General features: G+C 71.8%; 14 protein-coding genes. 7 read left to right on the top strand and 7 right to left on the bottom strand.

Annotated features, from left to right (window positions below):
• Positions 1-24: 24 nt before the first annotated feature.
• The 5 genes from ACZ7C5_RS12510 to ACZ7C5_RS12490 form a co-directional block, all read right to left on the bottom strand.
• The gene (locus ACZ7C5_RS12510) at positions 25-1,557 is read right to left on the bottom strand and encodes a radical SAM protein (RefSeq protein ID WP_401081820.1); all 1,533 of its coding nucleotides are present in this window, start codon (positions 1,555-1,557) and stop codon (positions 25-27) included.
• Entirely contained in the window at positions 1,554-2,990 is a 1,437-nt protein-coding gene (gene amrS, locus ACZ7C5_RS12505) for an AmmeMemoRadiSam system radical SAM enzyme (protein ID WP_401081818.1), read from the bottom strand. The genes ACZ7C5_RS12510 and amrS overlap by 4 nt, the downstream gene beginning before the upstream one ends.
• A 586-nt stretch (positions 2,991-3,576) precedes the next feature.
• Positions 3,577-4,548, bottom strand: a complete 972-nt coding sequence (locus ACZ7C5_RS12500; protein ID WP_470322539.1) for a hypothetical protein — start codon at positions 4,546-4,548, stop codon at positions 3,577-3,579.
• Positions 4,548-5,318 carry a uracil-DNA glycosylase family protein gene (locus tag ACZ7C5_RS12495; protein ID WP_401081812.1) on the bottom strand — a complete coding sequence of 257 codons (771 nt, stop codon included), beginning with the start codon at positions 5,316-5,318 and terminating at the stop codon, positions 4,548-4,550. The genes ACZ7C5_RS12500 and ACZ7C5_RS12495 overlap by 1 nt, the downstream gene beginning before the upstream one ends.
• 400 nt (positions 5,319-5,718) lie before the next feature.
• Entirely contained in the window at positions 5,719-7,917 is a 2,199-nt protein-coding gene (locus ACZ7C5_RS12490) for a terpene synthase family protein (RefSeq protein WP_470322538.1), read from the bottom strand.
• Between the two features lie 475 nt (positions 7,918-8,392).
• On the opposite strand from ACZ7C5_RS12490, the gene ACZ7C5_RS12485 reads away from it, so the two are divergent.
• Complete coding sequence (locus ACZ7C5_RS12485) at positions 8,393-9,781, top strand: family 2 encapsulin nanocompartment cargo protein terpene cyclase (RefSeq protein WP_401081807.1); 1,389 nt, start codon at positions 8,393-8,395, stop codon at positions 9,779-9,781.
• A gap of 140 nt (positions 9,782-9,921) precedes the next feature.
• Complete coding sequence (locus ACZ7C5_RS12480; RefSeq protein WP_401081805.1) at positions 9,922-10,800, top strand: geranyl diphosphate 2-C-methyltransferase; 879 nt, start codon at positions 9,922-9,924, stop codon at positions 10,798-10,800.
• 140 nt (positions 10,801-10,940) lie between these two features.
• Here the strand turns inward: ACZ7C5_RS12480 and ACZ7C5_RS12475 are convergent, their stop codons facing one another.
• On the bottom strand, positions 10,941-11,585 hold the full coding sequence (locus tag ACZ7C5_RS12475; RefSeq protein ID WP_401081802.1) for a dihydrofolate reductase family protein: 645 nt from the start codon (positions 11,583-11,585) through the stop codon (positions 10,941-10,943).
• Between the two features lie 307 nt (positions 11,586-11,892).
• On the opposite strand from ACZ7C5_RS12475, the gene ACZ7C5_RS12470 reads away from it, so the two are divergent.
• The 3 genes from ACZ7C5_RS12470 to ACZ7C5_RS12460 all read left to right on the top strand — a co-directional run bounded on the left by ACZ7C5_RS12470 (position 11,893) and on the right by ACZ7C5_RS12460 (position 13,948).
• Positions 11,893-12,963 carry a phosphatidylinositol-specific phospholipase C domain-containing protein gene (locus tag ACZ7C5_RS12470; protein ID WP_470322537.1) on the top strand — a complete coding sequence of 357 codons (1,071 nt, stop codon included), beginning with the start codon at positions 11,893-11,895 and terminating at the stop codon, positions 12,961-12,963.
• A 114-nt stretch (positions 12,964-13,077) separates the two neighbouring features.
• The gene (locus ACZ7C5_RS12465; RefSeq protein WP_470322536.1) at positions 13,078-13,467 is read left to right on the top strand and encodes a guanyl-specific ribonuclease; all 390 of its coding nucleotides are present in this window, start codon (positions 13,078-13,080) and stop codon (positions 13,465-13,467) included.
• A 130-nt stretch (positions 13,468-13,597) separates the two neighbouring features.
• Entirely contained in the window at positions 13,598-13,948 is a 351-nt protein-coding gene (locus tag ACZ7C5_RS12460) for a 5-carboxymethyl-2-hydroxymuconate Delta-isomerase (protein WP_470322535.1), read from the top strand.
• 82 nt (positions 13,949-14,030) lie between these two features.
• On the opposite strand, the gene ACZ7C5_RS12455 is transcribed toward ACZ7C5_RS12460, so the two are convergent.
• A complete protein-coding gene (locus ACZ7C5_RS12455) occupies positions 14,031-15,638 on the bottom strand; it encodes an alpha/beta hydrolase (protein ID WP_470322534.1) in 1,608 nt (535 codons plus the stop codon).
• A gap of 146 nt (positions 15,639-15,784) precedes the next feature.
• Between ACZ7C5_RS12455 and ACZ7C5_RS12450 the strand changes: the two genes are divergently transcribed.
• Entirely contained in the window at positions 15,785-17,137 is a 1,353-nt protein-coding gene (locus ACZ7C5_RS12450) for an MFS transporter (RefSeq protein WP_401081789.1), read from the top strand.
• A 160-nt stretch (positions 17,138-17,297) separates the two neighbouring features.
• Entirely contained in the window at positions 17,298-18,113 is an 816-nt protein-coding gene (locus tag ACZ7C5_RS12445; RefSeq protein WP_470322668.1) for an SAM-dependent methyltransferase, read from the top strand.
• The last annotated feature ends 4 nt before the right edge of the window (positions 18,114-18,117 follow it).

Genomic DNA, 18,117 nt, shown 5'->3' with positions numbered 1-18,117 from the left:
TGGACGGATCGGAGGGGGAGGCCGTCAGCAGAGGACCTGGAAGGGGTGGACGTCGGCGGCCGGGTCGAGGGCCGGCCTGTCGTTGGGGACCACCGGGCGCCCGCAGGAGACGAACAGGTCGTCGTAGCGCGCCCGGGACCGTTCCCGGTAGTCGACGGCGGACCTGGCGAGCATCTTGACGACCTCCTCGGCCAGCATCAACTGGTACTGGCACGACTCGGAGTTGAGCTCGTTCACGTCACCGGTCGCCACGTGGTTCTCCTGCCGGCAGCCGCCGCCGCACAGGTAGCGGGCCCAGCAGCCGCCGCACACCGGGTGCTCGTCGACCGTGCGCTGCCACTCGGGGTGCTCCCGGGTGAGCCCCTCGGAGCCGGTGCCCACGTCGAAGGACTCGTCCCCGACCAGGCGGTGGCACGGGCTGACACTGCCGTCCGGGGAGTGGGTGTAGTACGTCCGGCCGCCCGAGCAGAACGCCAGCGCGGCGGCCCCCTCGGCGATCATCTGCACGGCGCGCTCGTACTCCAGGACGCCCTTGAACCGGTTGCCGGGCGCGAACAGCCGCGGGTAGTGGACCAGGAACTCCTTGAACTGCTCGACGATGCCGGGCTGGAGGAAGTGGTTGATGTACCGGATGCCCTTGGGCTCGGAGAGCTTGCGGTCGCCCAGGGTGAGGGCGATGGGCACCGTCGTGCCCTGCTCCACCGGGTAGACGCCCGGGTAGATCTGGAAGTAGTCGAAGAGGTCCAGCTCCCACAGGTCGAGCACGTTGTCGGTGAGGCGGGGCTGCGCCGTCGCGATCGTCATCCGGGCGACCAGGGTGACCTCGTCACCGCACGCCTCGCGCAGCCGGACCAGGTTGCGGATGATCCGGTCGTAGGACCCCTTCCCGTTCTTGGAAGGCCGGTTGGCGTCCTGGACCTCGCGGCCGCCGTCGAGCGAGACCGAGACGATGAAGCGGTGGTCCCGGAAGAGCTCCTCGATGCCCTGGGGCATCAGGGTCAGGTTGGTCGAGATCCGGTGCACGAACTCGGTGCCCGAGCTCTCGGCGAGCGCGCGGGCGCGTTCGCAGATCCGGCGGATCACCTCGAAGTTGGCCAGCGGCTCGCCGCCGAAGAACTCGAAGCGGACCCGCTGCCCGGCCGCGGCGTAGCGGTCGACGAAGTCGAAGATCCAGGCGATCGAGTGCTCGCCCATGGCCTCGGTGATCCGGCCGTAGTCGCCGCCCTCGGCGAAGCAGTAGGTGCAGGCGAGGTTGCAGACGTTCGTCAGGTTGACGTTGACCGCGAAGTCGGCGCCGTCGGACAGCGCGCCCTCCCGCAGCCGGACCCGGTTGGACTCCTGGCCGGCCGCGGCGCCGGCCAGCAGCTGCTCCCAGGCCTGCCGCTCGTCGGGGTGCAGGTGGTCGACCCCGGACGCCAGCCGTTCGGCGGTGTCCGACGGGGCGAGCAGCAGCCGGTGGCTCCCGGTGATGAGGACGGCGGAGGTGTCGGCGCTGAACGGCAGGACCCGGTAGTCCGTGCCGTGCCTCAGCGTCCCCGTGCCGGCGGGGCCGTTCACGACCGGGGGCCGGGCTGGAAGAGCGGCAGCGGCGAGACGTCCTCGTTCAGCGTCCCGGCGGAGGCCTCGACGGTCGGGAAGTGGGCGCGGTCGAAGACCTGGTGGAGGCTGGACGTGCACTGCGGCGGGACGGCCACCTGGACGCCGGCCTCGCCCGCGGTGCTCTTCGCCGCGATGAACCGGAAGCTCTCCTGCGGGGCCAGGTCGACGATCTGCCACCCCTGGTCCGCGGCCGGGTCGCCGTAGCGGCGGTGGTAGGCCCGCACCGGTGCGTCGGAGGTGTTGCGCACCTGGACGTGCAGGGCGCGGACGTCCCCGTGCCAGTCGAAGCGCGCCAGGTCCAGGCCCTGTCCGGTGGGGAGTTCCGGCACCCGGGTCCGTTGCCGGGCGTCGGGCAGCAGCACGACCCCGGCGGGGGTGCCGCACCCGGTGCAGGCGCCCTTCGCGTCCACGCCGAGCAGGTCGGCGTTGAGGCCGTACCGGGTGATCTGGAGCAGGCCGCAGCTCCGGCACCAGGTGTTGGTCGACTCGGTGTCGTACACGTTCCCCAGGTAGACGTGGTTCAGCCCCAGGTCCTTGGCGACCTTGCGGGCCCGTTCCAGCCGGTCGACGGGGGTGCGGATGGTGTCGGTCATCTTGTAGTCCGGGTGGAAGCGCACGAAGTGCGTCGGCACGTCGGGGTCGAGCCGTTCACCGACGAAGGCCGCCATGTCCCGGGCCGTCTTCTCGTCGTCGCTGAGGTCGGTGACCATCAGCGTGGACACCTCGACGTGCTTGCCGGCCCGGTAGACCTGCTCCGTGCCCTCCAGGACCGGTTCGAGCCAGCCCTTGGTGATCCGCCGGTAGTACTTCGGGTCGAGGGACTTGATCGACACCGAGAAGATGTCGATGACCGGGATCAGTTCCTCGATGGCCTCGCCGCTGATGAAGAATGCGGACTTGTAGAGGTTGACGATTCCCGCCGCCTTGGCCAGGGCCGCGGTCTCCACGACGAACTCGTGCCACACCACCGGGTCGTTGTAGGTCCAGGAAATGACCTTGATGCCGTGCCGGACGGCGATGTCCACGACCTCCTCGGGCGTGTAGTGGTAGACGTCCTTGTCCTCCACGTAACGCGCCTGCGAGGTCTTCCAGTTGTGGCAGTAGTCGCAGTTGAGCATGCAGCCGACGTTGCCCATCGACAGGATCCGGGCGCCGGGCGCGTAGTGGAACACGGCCTCCGTCTCGATGGTCTCCTCGGTGGCGTGGACGGAGCGCCCGTAGTTCAGCGTCACCAGGCGGCCGTCCCGGTTGGCCCGGACCCGGCAGAATCCGTGCTGGCCGGGGCGTATCCGGCAGTTCCGGGGGCTGAGATGACATCGGACGATGTCGTCCTCCAGCCGCTCTTCCAGTCTGGCGGGGTGGGGTTCCTTGTCCCAGGTCTTCTGCGACATGGCGGTTCCTTCCGTGCGGTGGTACGGCTGCGACGGGCAGGAGTGTGTGGGAGGGGGGTGGTGGAATTCGACAGTGGCCGGAACCGCGGATTCGGCGGTGGTCCGGATATCGGGTCATGCTTTCCCGCTGGGAAAGCCCGCTGCCCGGGGGGATTCGCGGGGCCGGCGGGAACAGGGGATCGCCGCGGATTCAGCGAACTTCGATGAGTTCACTGGACGTTCTTATTCCTGTCAAGAAGTCCGAACGTCGTGCGATCCGGTCGGTGTCGCTAAGCGGACAACGCGTGCGGATCGCGCGCGGGCACGGGTAAGGCGACCCTTACTTTCGGCGATCTCGGGTCTGCTCAGCGGGTTCCCCGGCCCGGGGCCGGCACCGGCCGTTCCGGTCGGGGGGCGCGAGTGGGGCTGCCCCACGCGAGAGGTGGCCGAAAGTCGTCGCCCACAGCCGAATTGAGCTCCTGCCGCATCACCGGTCACCCGTCGCACGTGCCGCTTGCCCCGCACCGGCCCCGGCCCCGCACCGGCCGGGGCCCGCACCGGCCGGGGCCCGCACCGGCCGGGGCCCCCACGGGGTCTGCCGCGCCCGTCAGGAGTCCCGGCGCAGCAGCGCGGCGGCGGCCGCCAGCAGGTCCTCGTTGTGGCCGAGGACGTCGCGCCTGGTCGGCCGGTGCAGCCGGCCGGCCGCCACACCGAAGTCCTCCAGCGGGACGCCGATGCTCGCCCCGGCCCGGGTGGCACGGCGCAGGGCGACGCGGAAGCCGGCCCCGCGCGGCAGGGCCGGCAGCAGCTCGGGCAGCCAGACGCCCAGCAGCTCGTACGTCCAGACGTTGGCGCCGCCGGCGCCGGTGCTCGCGGCCGTCCCGAGCACCGGGCCGGGGCGGCCGTCCGCCTCTCCGTCCGCACCTCCGTCCGCCGCTCCGCTGTCCGCTCCGTTGTCCGCGAATCCGGCGGCGAAGACGTCGGCGGCCGAGTACGTCAGCGCGTCGACGATCAGGACCTTCGGCCCCGTGTAGTGCGGCAGCCCCGCGGTGACCGCCTCGGGGTCGGTGAGCGGGAACGCCTGCGAGTACGGTTCGCCGGTCTCCACGGCGTCGTGGATCGAGTCCGTCCACCGGCGCAGGGCCGGATCGGCGCGGACCAGGGCGAGCGCGGCCCGGGTCGTCGGCAGCGAGAACCGGACCGGGGCGTACGCGAGCAGCGCCGTGGGCGCGGCGGTGCCGAGCACCTTGGCGGGCCAGGTGACCGACGTCGAGTAGTCCGGTGCGCGCGTCTCGTCCACCCAGCGGTCGTGGTGCAGGTACGGGACACCGACCGCCTCCCAGAGCGGCAGGGTGTTGTACTGGAGGTGGCTGTGGAGGTCGACCAGGCCGGGCAGGACCAGCGCGCCCGTGCCGAGGAGGTCGACGACCGGGGCGGCGCCGAACCCGGCCGGCGCAGCCTGCCCGGCCGGCAGCACCGCGCCGAGCCGGCCGTTGTCGCCGACGTACACCGCGCCCGGGTCGAGGATCCGGTGCTCGCCGTCGAAGGTGACGACGGTGCCGCGCAGCACGAGGGCCATCAGCTCGGCGCCTTCCAGACCAGGGTGTGGCCGTCGTCCGGGGTCGGGCGGCCGACGGAGTTCTGCGTCTGGTCGCCCGCGGCCCGCACCCAGGCGTCGTCCCCCAGGAACGCCGGTGCGCCGAAGGGCAGGTCGCGGCGCGGGATCGGTCGGTAGTCGCTCTCCAGGAACGTGTCGCCGTAGTTCGGGCCGGTGGCGTCACCGTCCTCGTCCGGCTCGACGACCGGGCGCAGCGCGGTGATCGCGGCGCGCCAGCCGTCCAGCAGCGCCACCGGGTCGTGGCTCGACGGGTGGGGCGCCTTCACCAGCACGGCCTGCTGCGGCCGGGCGTCCCACAGCCGCACCGCCTCCTGGGCCATGAACCCCATCGCGACGACGGCCCGCAGCCCCGGACCGACCGCCGTGCCGAGGACCTCGTTGCGCCAGTGCGCCTGCGCGGGTTCGTCGAGCCGCTCCTTCATCGCCTCGGCGCGCGACGGGTGGACGGCGTACGCCCACGCGTTGAGGCAGACGTAGGACCGGGTCAGCCCCAGCTTGGCGAGGAACCCCTGCACCCGCTGCCCGGCGTTGCCGACCAGGGTGCGCCCGGCGATCCGCTCGGTCGGCCCCGGGTCGGAGGCGACGACCAGTACCCTGGCCGAGCCGTCCAGCCGCCCCCGGTAGAACACCGGCCCCCAGTCGAACCAGAACGCCTGTTCATCGGGCGGATCCGGTACCCGCGCGAACAGCTCCGCGAAGGCGTCCGTCGGCCCCCGGTCGAACTCGGCCATCGGTCATCACCTCGTTCACCGGTGGCCGCCCGGGCGCCGGCGCTCACGGACCGTGGCGGGTCCCGTGTTCGGCGGGGGCGGTACCGGGGCGTGTCGGCCGTTCCGGTGTCCCTACCAGCGCACCACACCGCCCCCGTCCCCGCAAAACGGTGCCGGTGCCGGGCTGCGCGGGCCGCCCCGGCGCCGGTGCTGTCGGAGTCCCGCGCTAGCTTGCCGCCATGGGCGACCTCTACGAGATCTCGATCACGCTGGACCTGGTGGACGATCTGTCGGCGGAGGAGGCGGAACTCCGGTGGCACCTGGGGCTCGGGCCCCGGCCGGCGGAGCTGCGCATCGTGCCGGCCGGACGGGCGGGTCGGCACGGGAGGTCGGGTCAGGCCGACCTCCCGTGCCGGTCGGGTCAGGCGCTCAGGCCGATCCTGGCGGCCGAGGTGCCGAGCCCGGTGGGGGAGGGCAGCAGCCGGGCGGGCAGGGTGGTGCGGACCGGGAAGTCCGTGTACCGGCCCGTCCGCAGGTGCCAGGCGTGGAACCCGGCCAGCCACTCCTGGAGCTGCCTGACGTAGTCCGCCATTCCGGCCCGCTCCTGTTCGCCCAGCTCCAGTTCGTCGTAGAGCACGGGCAGTTCGGAGTCGGTGAGGTGCTCGAACTCCTTCATCCGGGCGGTGAGGAGGTCGTTCACCGCCGCGACCGTGTCCGGGAGCGTCCCACCGGTGAAGCGGCGCAGTGCGTAGACGCCGTTGTGCACGTCGTCCTCGTACTCGATCTCCACCTGGTACGAGGCCACGTCGTTGAACCAGCCCGCCCAGTCGCCGACCGCCGTGACCAGCCGGCGCATCGGCCGGCTGGTCATCACGGCGTCGGGGACGGCCACGCCTGCGGCGTGGTGGATCAGGTCCGCGCAGACCCCGGCGCCGAGGGTCTGGCGGCGCATCTCGGTGTAGTCGATCAGCTCGGGCGTGCGGTTCTGGAGGGCGTTGAACACCTCCCACACCCCGGAGCGGAGGTGGACGACCGTGCTGGCCGAGAGCTTGCGCCGCAGCTCGTCGCCGACGGCCGGGGCGGTGCGGCACCAGAGATCGGCGAGCCCCTGCTCGGACGGGTTGGTCGGCGTCGGCAGCACGGCGACCGGCTCGGCCGGGACGAAGAGCTCCAGCCGGTCGAGGTAGGCCTTGGCGCCGGCCAGGTCGCGGCGGCGCTTGAACACTTCGAGCAGGTAGTCGTCCTGGAGGAAGCCCCAGGTGTACCAGTCGTTGAGCAGGTCCAGCTGCTCCAGCGGCGCGTCGGGGTGGGTCAGAGCGCCGAACAGCGCGAAGTCGGCGGCCCGGACACTGGCCTCGTCCCAGATCCCCAGCCCGGGAACGTCCAGGATGCCCGTGCGACGGACGTACGCCTCGCCGTGCTCGCGCGCCGTCTCCAGCTCGCCGTTGGTCCTGGCCTCGAAGGGCATGTAGAACTCGGGCAGTTCGAGCTGCTCGCGCTCCTGGCGCGGGGCGTTGAGGTAGCTGCGGGCCCGCAGGCCGAGCGGGGCCGGGCCGAGGCCGAGCCGGGCGGCGGCGGTACCGAGGCCGGAGGGGGTGAGGAAGGACGGCGAGGGTGCGGCGGCGGGCTCCGAGTCCGCGGGCAGGTAGCGGCCGCCGGGGCGCAGGGCCCACTCCAGGTTGCCGGCCATCCAGTCCTTGAGCCCCTGGACGTAACGCAGGACGTCGGCCCGCTCGTCGGGGGTGAGCAGCTGTTGCTCGAAAACGATGGGCAGTTCGGTGGCGGCGGTGTGGTCGAACTGCTGGAGCCGGTCGGTGACCAGGTCGTTGACGACCTCCACCGCCCGCCCGGTCTCGCACCCGAGGAAGTGCTCCACGACCGTCACACCGTTGTTCACCTTCCCCTCGGCGAGGTCGATCTCGTAGGAGATGATGTCGTTCTGCAACCCCTGGGAATCGGCGAAGGCCGCGTTGAGCAGCTCCAGCGGGCGCTGGTCGAGCAGGCGCGGCGGAAGCTCCAGGCCCAGGGCGTGTTCGAGCAGTTGGGCCGACCAGAGGATCCCGCCGACGGAACGCCGCATCTCCAGGTACTCGATCGGGTCGAGGACGCGGCTGCCGTCCCGGGCGAGGTTGAACAGCTCGCGCAGCGCCTCCTCGGCCATGTCCTGGATCACCGCGACGTAACGGCGCAGCCAGGGCTCCGACTTGCCGGGCGCGGTCCGGGTCCAGAGGTCGGCCAGTCCGCGTTCCAGCGGGTTCTCCGGGGTGAGGCCGGACGCGCTGCCGTCGAGGGGCATGAAGTCCAGCAGGCGGAACAGGTATTCCCTGGCGGAACCGAGTTGTTCGGCCTCGGTGTACGCCTGGGGGAAGTAGTCGTCGACGTACCAGCCCCAGACGTACCAGTCGCTCATCAGGCAGAGTTCGTCGGGTGAGGCGTCGGGGTGGGTCCACGCGGCGAAGAGCGCGAAGTCCATCGCGGTGAACCGTTCCTCGTCCCAGACGGGTTCGAGCATGTCCATCTCGCGGACCCAGAGCAGGCTCTGCGCCCGGGCCGCCTCCAGATGGGGGTTGAGGCGGGCCGGCCACGGCAGGTAGAAGTCCGGCATCGAGATCGCTGCCACTGCGGGTTCCTTCCGGGAGTTCGGATGTGTGACCAATGCGTGGCAGGCGACCGTCGGTCAGTCGTTTCGCATTCGAACAGTCCCAGCCACGAGTGGCACAACGCGGCGGGCCGGATCAGGACACGGGTGTGGTGCACCGGGTTGACGCGCGAGGCGGGACGGGCGGGCGGCCGGCTCGGGGCCGAGGCGCGGAAGAGGCGGGGTGGGGCGATGCACGACTGTGGCACGCCCAAACACAGTCAGCACAAACGTTCACCCTATCGGGTGATGAAGATCGTCCGTTGTGATGCGGAACGCCCCTTCGCGCCTACGGTGGGGAACCGAGCGGAACGGGGCCTCCGGCCGGAGTTCCTGTTCGAGACGGGTGAGGTGACGACCCGTCATGTAGTGCGACCCTTCTCAGAGGAGGCTCCATGCCCCTGCGTGCCAGACCGGACACACCGTCCGGGCCCGACTCCGCCCCGGCGGTGGGCTCATGAGTTCCCCGGCGATCGAGCGGATCCTGCGCGGGCCCAGCGGACTGGGCACCTCGGGGCTGCAGTTCCGGCCGCAGGTCCCGGCGTCCGAGGCTGTGACGCCGGAGGTCGCGACACCGGAGGTCGTGACACCCGGGGTTGCGGCACCCGAGGTCTCGGCTGCGGAGATCCCGGTGCCCGAGGCTCCGGTGGCCGAGGCCGTGGTGCCCGACGTCGTCGTGCCCGAGACCACGGCGCCGCAGGCCGTGGCCCCCGAGGCCTGGCTGTCGGCCCTCCTGATCCCGCCCGGCGTGACGCCCTCCGGCCCCGCCCTGGCGGGCCTGACCCCGACCGGTCTGATCCCGGCCGGGCTCACCCTGCCCGCCGAGGGTACGGTCGCCGAGGTGCCGAGCGGGGGCAAGCCCAAGAGCGGGGACCCGATCCCCGGCCTCTACTACCATCCGGTCGCCGAGCCGGACCCGGTACGGGTGGAGGCGCTCAGCGCCAAGCTCAAGATCTGGGCGATGGAGGAGATCGAGCTCTACCCGCCGGAGTGGGAGAAGGACTTCGACGGGTTCTCCACCGGGCGCTACATGGTGGCCTGCCACCCGGACGCGCCGAGCGTCGACCACCTGATGCTCGCGGCCCGCCTGATGGTGGCCGAGAACGCGGTGGACGACTGCTACTGCGAGGACCTCGGAGGTTCGCCGATCGGCCTGGGCAGCCGCCTGCTGCTCGCGCACACGGCGCTCGACCCGCTGCACACCACGCCGGAGTACCAGCCGGACTGGGAGGCCTCGCTCTCCTCGGACGCGCCCAGGCGCTCGTACCACTCGGCGATGGAGTACTTCGGCCGGGCCGCCACGCCCTCCCAGTCGGACCGCTTCCGGCACGACATGGCGCGGCTGCACCTCGGGTACCTGGCCGAGGCCGCCTGGGACCAGGCGGACCACGTCCCCGAGGTGTGGGAGTACCTGGCCATGCGCCAGTTCAACAACTTCCGCCCCTGCCCGACGATCACGGACACCGTCGGCGGCTACGAGCTGCCCGCCGAACTCCACGCGCTGCCCGCCATGCAGCGGGTGATCGCGCTGGCCTCCAACGCGACCACCATCGTCAACGACCTGTACTCGTACATGAAGGAGCTGGCCAGCCCCGGACTGCACCTGAACCTGCCGGTGGTGATCTCCGAACGCGAGGGCGTCTCCCGCAAGGAGGGCTACCTGAAGGCCGTCGAGGTCCACAACGACCTGATGCGCGCCTTCGAGGCCGAGGCGGCGGCCCTGGCCGTGGCCTGCCCGGTGCCGACGGTCCTACGGTTCCTGCGCGGCGTGGCCGCATGGGTCGACGGCAACCACTACTGGCACCAGACCAACACCTACCGCTACACCCTGCCCGACTTCTGGTGACGGGAGCGGCTCCCGGCGACCGGTCCCCGTTCCGGTGACCGCCGTCCGGCAGCCGTCCTCCGGTACCCGATTCCTGTGACCGCTCGACCGGTGAGCGATTCCCGGCGAGCATCCGTCAACCATCCCGTAGGAGCTGACCCATGTCCGTGACCGACGACATCACCACCCCGGGCAACACCATCCCCGGCCCGGCGACTCCGTACCAGGGCGACATCGCACGCTACTGGGACCACGAGGCCCGTCCGGTCAACCTTCGCCTGGGTGACGTCGACGGCCTCTACCACCACCACTACGGCATCGGTGCGATCGACCAGGCCGCGATCGGCGACCCGGCCGACAGCGAGCGCGAGAAGAAGGTGATCTCCGAGCTGCACCGCCTGGAGTCCGCCCAGGCCGACGTGCTGCTCGACCACCTCGGCGACATCCGCGCCGACCACACCCTGGTCGACGCCGGCTGCGGCCGTGGCGGCTCGATGGTGATGGCCCACCAGCGCTTCGGCTGCCGGGTCGAGGGCATGACCCTCTCCACCCAGCAGGCCGACTTCGGCAACAAGCGCGCCGCCGAGCTGGGCATCGGGGACTTCGTCCGCTCCCGGGTCGCCAACATGCTGAACATGCCCGTCGAGACCGGTACGGTCGCGGGCTCCTGGAACAACGAGTCCAGCATGTACGTCGACCTGCACGACCTGATGGCCGAGCACTCCCGGGTGCTGAGCGTCGGCGGCCGGTACGTGACCATCACCGGCTGCTGGAACCCGCGGTACGGCCAGCCGTCGAAGTGGGTCTCGCAGATCAACGCCCACTTCGAGTGCAACATCCACTCCCGCCGCGAGTACCTGCGGGCGATGGCCGACAACCGCCTGGTGCCGCAGGCCGTCATCGACCTGACCCCGGACACCCTGCCCTACTGGGAGCTGCGGAACACGACCTCGCTGGTGACCGGCATCGAGGAGGCGTTCATCGAGTCCTACAAGGACGGCTCCTTCCAGTACGTGCTGATCGCGGCCGACCGGGTCTGATCCCGGCGACGCGCTGATCGGGCAGCCCTGATCAGGCGGCTCCGACCCGGCGGTCCTGATCAGGTCGTGGCGCAGCGGCGGCGGCCTCCCCGAGGGTGCGGGGAGCCCGCCGCCGTGCTCGTGCGGGTGGGGGCCGCCGGCTACGGCCGGGTGAAGGTCAGGTGGGTGACGCCGCTCGGGCCGGCCACCGCCTCGGTGCGGAATCGTTGTTCCAGCCCTTCGAGCCCGTCCCAGAGCCGCTCCCCCCGCCCGAGCAGCAACGGCACCACGACCACGTGCAGGTGGTCGATCAGATCGGCCGCCAGGAAGGCCCGGACGGTGCTCGGGCCGCCGCCGATCCGCACGTCCAGACCGCCGGCCGCCTCCCTGGCCCGGCGCAGCGCCTCCTCGGGGGAGGCGTCGAGGAAGTGGAAGACCGTCCCGCCGTCCATCTCCAGCGAGGGCCGCGGGTGGTGGGTGAGCACGAAGACCGGGGTGTGGAACGGCGGGTTCGGTCCCCACCAGCCGCGCCAGTCCTCGTCCTGCCAGGGGCCGCGCTGCGGGCCGAACTTGTTGCGGCCCATGATCTCCGCGCCGATGCCGTCGGCCCAGGTGCGGGCCATCGCGTCGTCCACGCCGGTCCCGCCGCCCTCCTTGCCGCTCATCCGCCGGAACGTCCGGGTGCCGAAGAACCAGTCGTGCAGCCGGTGGCCGGCGTGGCCGAACGGCGCGTCGAGGCTCTGCCCCTCGCCGGTGCCGTAGCCGTCCAGGGAGATCGAGAAGTTGTGGACCCGGACCAGGGACATCGGCTTCCTCCGCCGTTCGGTGCCTCGGGGGCGGGGTGTCGTCCCGGTCGCGGACCGGCCGCCCTCGCATCCGGGTCACGCTAACCCGGGGCGGTGGTGTCCCGACGTTCCGTCACCGTCGTGGGCGTGGCGGCCGGGGCGAGTGGGGGTCAGGTGGAGGAAGGGGAGGGGAGTCGGGGAGAAGCGGTGCAGCCGTCACGCTATTGTCGTGCCTTCTTCATCCTGAGCACGCCCGGGCGGGCGATGCTTCGTCAGGCTGCCCGGGAGCAGGGCGGCCGGCATCCCATGACTTGGGGGGACCGTTCCGATGACCGTACGCCGCACCCTGACCGGATTCCTGGCCGCCGGCCTGATCGCCGCCGCGGCCGCGCTGATCCCGACCGCACCGGCCGACGCCACCACCGGCGGACCGGGCGACCTGCCGTTCGGCTCCGCGACCACCGTCGGCCTGCACAACACCTACGACCCGGCCGCCTTCCCGTACCTCGCCCAGGGGCTGGACACCGGCACCGGGATGATCGAGCTGGACCTCTGGCCGAACATCGTGACCAAGCAGTGGCAGGTCAGCCACTCCAACCCGTTCGGCAACTCCAACAACTGCACCGCCGCGAGCACCCCCGCGCAGCTGTACGCGGGCGGCACCGACCAGAACCTGGAGAGCTGCCTGGACGACGTCCGGGTCTGGCTCGCCGCGCACCCGGGCGCCGGCCCGCTGGTGATCAAGCTGGAGCTCAAGCCCGGCTACTCGGCCAACACCGGGATGGGCCCCGACCAGCTGGACACGCTGATCGCCGCCCACCTGGGCTCCGCCGTGCTGCGCCCGGCCGACCTGCTGGCCAAGCCCGGCGGCGGCTCGTACCCGAGCCTCGACGAGGCGGTGCGGGCCGGCAACTGGCCGAGCCGCTCGGCGCTGGCCGGCCGGGTGCTGCTGTACGCGATCCCGGGCACCGTCGAGCTGGGCAACCCCTTCGACACCCTGCACACCGACGTCGAGCAGGGCCGGCACCTGCGGGACCTGGCGGCGGCCGGCCGGATCGGCCAGGCCCAGGTGTTCCCGTCCGTGCTCGGCGCCGCCACCGGCGACCCGCGCGGCCAGTACACCGGTGCGGACACCTCGATCCGGCCCTGGTTCGCGGTCTTCGACGGTGACGCCTCCACCTACGTCAGGACCATCGACACCGCGTGGTACGACAACGCCCACTACCTGCTGGTGATGACGGACTCGCACCTGGTCGCCCCGGAGATCAGCGGCACCGACCCGACCGCCGACCAGGCGCGGGCCCGCACCGAGCAGTTGGCGAAGGCGCACGCGAGCATCGTGTCCAGCGACTGGCGCAAGCTCCCGTCGGTGCAGTCGCTGGTGCTGTCGCGGGGCTGAGTCCGGCCGGGCCGCTGACCGGGTCACGTCACCGGAAGGTACGTCGTGTTGACCGGAGATGAAGACTTGGAACGGGGCTTCCGATGGCGCGGGGCGGTCGCCATCCTGTTTGTCATGACCCGAACTCTACGCGCATGGAAGACTCGCGTCGCCGCCACCGCCACCGTCGCCCTGGTCACCCTCGCGCCGATCGCCGTCGCCACCGAGGCGCACGCCGCGGTCGGCTCGGTGTGCCTGTCCGTCCTGCCCTCCCAGGCCGACACCACCCTCGACCTGATCGCCTCCGGCGGTCCGTTCCCGTACAGCCAGGACGGCATCGTCTTCCAGAACCGGGAGGGAGTGCTGCCCTCGCGGTCGACCGGCTACTACCACGAGTACACCGTGGTCACCCCGGGCTCGCCGACCCGCGGCGCCCGTCGCATCGTCACCGGCACGCAGTACCACGAGGACTACTACACCGCCGACCACTACGTGACCTTCCGCAAGATCGACTTCGGCTGCTGACGACCCGGCCTCCGTTCCACCCGTTCCACCGGTCCCATCCCGTCCGGGGCCCCGGCGCCGCACCCCGCGCCGGGGTCCCGGACGGCTCCGGTAGCGTCGGGGCGTCCGTCACCGACGCCCGGAGGTTCCCGTGCCGCAGATCCTGGTCGACCACTCGGCCGCACTCGACTTCGACCGGGCGGGCCTGGCCGCCGAACTCCACTGGGCGATGACCGAGGTGATCGACACTCCGGTCACGGACTGCAAGACCCTCTTCCGCCCCGCCGATCTGCACCACGTCGGGGACGGGACGAGCGGGGAGACCGCGGTGCTGGTCGAGGTGAAGATCCTGGCCGGCCGCAGCACCGCGCAGCGCGCCGCACTGACCGACCGGGTGCTCGCGGCGCTGCGCGACCGGCTGGCCGAGCCGGCCGTGATCGGCGTCCAGGTCACCGAACTCGACCGCGACAGCTACCGCTTCGTCCACCACCCCGGGCACTGAGCGGGACCTCCGGGAATCGGCGGCGGCGCCGGACCCGAGGGTCCGGCGCCGCCTTCCGTTTCGGTCCGGGGTCGCTCCGGGGTCAGTCCGTCGGGCAGTGGATGCCCGCGGCCGGGACGGTGCCGTCCAGCAGGAAGGCGTCCACCGAGGCGCGGACGCACTTGCTCGCGCCGTACCCGGTGTGGCCCTCGCCGTCGCGGCTGAGCAGCACGGCGTTGCCGAGCTCGGCGGTCAGCTTCTCGGCCCAGGCGTACGGGGTGGCCGGGTCGCCGGTGGTGCCGACGACCACGATCGGGTTGGCGGCGGCGGACTTGATCACGTGCGGCTTCTCGGTGGCGCGGAACGGCCAGATCCGGCAGTCCGGGTCGAACAGCGCGGACTGCGGGTCGTGCTTGCTGATCAGCGGGGCCTTGGCGGCGAGGTCGGTCAGCGCGGCCTGCAACTGCTCGCCGGCCGGTGCGTCGGTGGCGCCGTCGGCGCAGTGGATGGCGGTGTAGGCGTCCGCCGAGGGCCGGTAGTGGCCGTCCTTGTCGCGGCCGTTGTAGGCGTCGGCGAGGTCGAGCAGGTAGTCGCCCTTGCCGCGCACCATCGCCCAGCCGATGGAGTTGCGCAGACCCTCCCAGGCCTTCTCGCCGCCGTAGAGCCGGCTGATGACGCCCGTCCAGGCGATGCTGGAGGTCAGGGCGCGGCCGCTCTCCGTCTTCAGCGGCTTGTCCTTGAGCCCGTCGAGGAACGTGGCGAGCTTCTGCGTCGCCTGCTCGGGGTCCTTGCCGAGCGAGCAGGCGGCCTTGGTGACGCAGTCCGCGGCGAAGGCCTTCAGGGCCCGCTCGAAGCCGGCCTGCTGCTCGATGTTGTGCTGGACCAGCGAGGTGGAGGCCGAGGTGGCGCCGTCCAGGACGACCCGGCCGACCTTGTCCGGGAACTCCTCGGCGTAGAGCGAGCCGAGGTAGGTGCCGTAGGACAGGCCGAGGTAGCTGAGCTTCTGGTCGCCGAGGACGGCGCGCAGCACGTCCATGTCCCGGGCGCTGTTGCGGGTGCTGACGAACGGCAGGATCTGGGCGTACTTGGCCTGGCAGGCGTCGGCCAGCTGCTTGCCGTGGTCGGCGCCGGCCTGGTCGGTGTTCAGCCAGCCGTCCCGGGCCTGGTCGTCCAGGCAGTTGAGCGGGCTGGTTCCGGCGGTGCCGCGCGGGTCGAAGCCGACGATGTCGTAGCGGTCGTGCAGCGGTCCGTCGAAGCGCTTGGGGTCGTAGGCGACCATCTCGACTCCGGAGCCGCCCGGGCCGCCGGGGTTGAGCAGCAGCGAGCCGATCTTCTGGTCGGGCTTGGTGGCCGCGTTGCGGACCACGGCGACGTCCAGGGTGGCGGTGGCCGGGGCGGTGTAGTCGAGCGGCACCTTGAGCGTGGCGCACTGGAGTGCCGAGGTGTCCTCCTCGTTCTCCGGGTCCTTCTTGCAGGGGCCCCAGGTGAGCTGCTGGCCGTAGAAGGCCTTGAGCGCGGGGTCGTTGGCGCCGGTGGGCTTGACCGTCGGCGTCGGGGTCGGGGTGGCGCTCGGTGCCGGGGCAGCGGCGGTCGTGGTGGTCGCGGGCGCGGCTGTGGTGCCGCTCCCGCTGGTGCAGCCGGCCAGCAGGGCGGCGGTGGCGAGGGCTGCGACGGCGGCGGGCAGGACGCGCCGCGGGGTACGTGTGATCATGGAATGCACGGCACACAAATATCACCTGACTGTCACATCAGTCACATGGGATTCTCAGAAGCCTCTGTGGAGCGGCCCTGACGACGCCGATCACCCGGCGGCCGGGCGTGATTCCGTCCGGGTCCGGACGGTGCCATGCTGAGGTCATGACAGATCGCAGCGCGGCCGCTCCGGTCCGCGACGAAGCGCAAGCGGGCGGGCGGCGGCGGGAGTTGGCCGCGGCGACGGTCGGATCGGTGGTCGAGTCCTTCGACTGGAACATCTACGCCGTCCTGGCGCCCTACTTCGCGGCCGACCTCTTCGGCCACGGCAAGCACGGCGTCAGCGGCGTGCTCGGCGCGTACGTCACCTTCGCGGTGGGCTTCGTCGCCCGGCCGGTCGGCTCCTACCTGATCGGGCGGCTCAGCGACACCAGGGGGCGGCGCTTCGCGCTGAGCCTCGGCATGGCGGTGATCGCCGTCGCGAGCCTGGGCATCGCCGCGGTGCCGGGGCAGCAGGCCATCGGGGCCTGGGCGGCGGTGCTGGCCGTGCTCGCGCGGGTGGTGCAGGGGCTCGCCTTCGGCGGAGAGGCACCGAGCGTCGCCGCGTACGTCACCGAGACCGCCCCGCCCCGGCACCGCTTCGCGTTCAGCTCGGTCTCCTACGGCGGCATCATCCTCGGCTCGCTGCTCTCCTTCGGGGTGCTCACCCTGCTGATCCACACCATCGGCAAGTCCGGCCTGGAGAACGGCGGTTGGCGCTGGGGCTTCGTGGTCGCCGCGCTGCTCGGGCTGGCCGCCGTCTGGGTGCGGCGACGGGCTCCGGAGAGCGCGGAGTTCCACCGCGCCCGCGAGCGCGCCCGGCACACCGCCCGCCCGCCGTTCCTGCGGGTGCTGCGCGAACACCGCTGGGCGGTGCTCACCGTCTTCCTCAACACCCTGGGCGGGACGGTCGGTTACTACTTCGCGCTGGTCTACCTGCCGCAGTACGCCGCCGCCTACCACGTGATCGACAAGGAGGAGGCGGCCTCCTTCATGACCGTGGTGCTCGGCGCGGTCCTGGCCACCATGCTGCTCACCGGCGCCGCCGCCGACCGCTACGGCCTGCTGCCGGTCGCCCGGATCGGGTTCGCCCTGCCGATCCCGCTGGTCGGCGTGCTGCTCGCCGGACTGCGCCAGGGCTGGCTGCCGTTCCAGATCGTCGCCGTGCTGCTGGGGATGCTGGTGGCCACGGTGCTCGGCACGCTCAACGTCTTCACCGGGCTGCTGTTCCCCACCGAAGTGCGGGCGGTCGGCCTCGGCGTGGTCAACGCGGCCACCATCGCCGCGTTCGGCGGAACCTTCCCGCTGCTCGCCGAGTGGCTGTCGGACCGGCACTGGCTGGGTGTGATCCCCTGGTACGTCACCGTCTGCGCGGCGGGCCCGGCCCTCGGGCTGCTGACGGCGATGCGGGTGCCGTCCTTCGCCGCGGCGGTCCTGGATACGGAACGCACGGTTCAGCGGACGCCTGGAACCGCCTGACGGACAGTCATCCCATGTGGTTGAGTGGTCAACACAACGCCGATCGGGGAGGGCGAGCGTGGACACCAGCGCATCGGGTACGGACACACCGGACACCAACGCACCGCACCGCAGCACGGAGGACACCGACGCACAGGACACGTTCGTGTCGGACAGCTGGCTGACCGAGCCCGGCTTCGAGACACCGCCGCAGGTGGACCTGCGCATCGACCGGGCGCACTCCGCCCGGGTCTACGACTACCTGCTCGGCGGGAAGACCAACTTCCCCGCCGACCGCGAGGTCGGCGACCGCGTGATGGCCGACCTGCCCGGCGCGCGCGCCGACACCACCGCCGCCCGCGCGGTGATGCACCGGATGGTCCGCCGGCTCGCCGAAGTGCAAGGCGTCCGCCAGTTCCTGGACATCGGAACCGGCATCCCCACCGCGCCCAACCTGCACGAGATCGCCCAGGCCGTCGACCCGGCCTGCCGCGTCGTCTACGTCGACAACGACCCGATCGTGCTCGCCCACTCGCGCGCGCTGCTCACCAGCACCACCGAGGGCCGCACCGCCTACGTCCACGGCGACCTCCAGGAACCCGAGCGGTTCCTCGCCGACCCGGGGGTGGGCGCCACCCTGGACCTCTCCCAGCCGGTCGCGCTGACCCTGATCAACATCGTCCACTTCCTCTCCGACGAGGCCGCGCACCCGCCCGTCCGCAAGATCCTCGACGCCCTGCCCGCCGGCAGCTTCCTGGCCCTCACCGCCGGGACCGCCGACATCGCGCCGGAGCGCATGGACAAGGCCACCCGCCGCTACGCGGAGGCCGGGATCACCCTGCACTTCCGCACGCGCGAACGCGTCGAACGCTTCTTCGCCGGGCTGGAACTGGACGAGCCGGGCGTGGTCCCGGTCAACCACTGGCACCCGGACGCCGACGCGGCCGTGACGGAACACAAGGTCTCGGCGTACGGCGGAGTCGGCCGCAAGGCCTGAACAC

This window comes from Kitasatospora sp. NPDC036993, from assembly GCF_055607525.1.
Note: the sequence above shows the minus strand (reverse complement) of the source record. Positions and strands in the feature narration are given on the sequence as shown.